Below are 1,463 nucleotides of genomic sequence, written 5' to 3'. Positions count from 1 at the left end.
ATTCATGAGTTTTTTGAAGCCAGAGTGTCACTCCACCCCGAGCAGGAGGCTGTGCTTTGCAATGGCGCTTCTTTAACTTATGAGGATTTAAACCGCCGTGCTAACCAGCTGGCCCATTATCTGAAAGCACAGGGGGTGAAGCCCGAGACCTTAGTCGGGGTGTGTGTCGAGCGCTCTTTGGATATGGTGGTCGCTATTCTGGCCATCCTCAAGGCTGGCGGTGCTTATCTACCTTTAGATCCTGACTATCCTGAATCCCGGTTGGCCTATATGCTCAGTGACAGCGGCGTAGATATTGTGTTGACACAAAGCCAGGTGCTGGACAGCTTACCGTTTCTTGAGAGTTGGGCCCTGTGTCTGGATGATGCACAGCTAGCAATAAGATTAACGGCCATGCCGTCGGATAATCTGTCGGTATCATCTGTGGGATTATGCGCTGAGCATCTGGCGTATGTGATATATACCTCAGGCTCTACCGGGCAACCTAAGGGGGTTATGGTCGAGCACAGAAACACTGCAGCCCTGTTGGCCTGGGCGTTGGATTTTTATAGCCGGGAAACCTTAGGGTGCGTGCTGGCTTCAACTTCGATGTGCTTCGATCTGTCGATTTTTGAAATATTTGCACCTCTGGCCGCCGGAGGTTCGGTTTTGATAGTTAAGAATATTCTTAATTTCTTTGAGACTGATGCCCTAGACAAAGTTACTTTAGTCAACACGGTGCCTTCGGCGGCTAAGATTTTACTTTCTGGTAAAAAGCTGCCAGTAAAATTAAAAACGATAAATCTGGCGGGAGAAGCATTAAAGCAAGATTTGGTTGATAGCCTATATCAGGCAGGTTTTAGCTCTGTGTATGACCTATATGGGCCATCAGAAGATACCACCTATTCCACCTATAAATTGCGAACAGCCAAGGGGCGGGCGAGCATAGGTATCGGGATAGCCAATACCCAGCTTTATGTGTTAACGCAATCAGGCCAGCTAGCCCCAAAGGGGGTGAGTGGGGAACTATACATAGGCGGAGCGGGATTAACTCGGGGTTATCTGAACCGGCCAGAACTGAATGATGAAAAGTTTGTTACCAATCCATTTTATGACGGTTTGGGCAGTAACAGCAGTAAACGTTTGTATCGAACAGGGGATCTTGTGCGTTGGCTGCCCAGCGGTGAGCTGGAGTACTTGGGTCGTATTGACCATCAGGTGAAGGTGAGAGGATATCGCATTGAGCTGGGGGAAATTGAACATGTCCTAGAAGAGTGCGATGGGATTAAAGAAGCCGTGGTGCTGGCTCGCGAAGCGGGAGGAAATGACAAACGCTTGGTAGGCTATCTGGTTGCCACGGGTGCAGATAGTCATGAAGCGCGGTTAATCGAAGAAGCGCGTCAGCATGCGCGTAAAACCTTACCTGACTATATGGTGCCCAGCGCCTTTGTGTTGCTAGAGCATTTGCCGTTAACCGCTAATGG

At 49.3% G+C, this 1,463-nt stretch carries 1 protein-coding gene; it reads left to right on the top strand.

The window, feature by feature from the left end:
- Positions 1-24: 24 nt before the first annotated feature.
- On the top strand, positions 25-1,463 hold a 1,439-nt coding region (locus A587_RS0123675), incomplete at its 3' end, for an amino acid adenylation domain-containing protein (protein WP_198285551.1).

Origin of the sequence: Pseudoalteromonas sp. NJ631, from assembly GCF_000276645.1 — a bacterium.
Taxonomy (GTDB): Bacteria; Pseudomonadota; Gammaproteobacteria; order Enterobacterales; family Alteromonadaceae; genus Pseudoalteromonas; species Pseudoalteromonas piscicida.
This window is presented reverse-complemented; position numbering and strand designations above follow the sequence as displayed.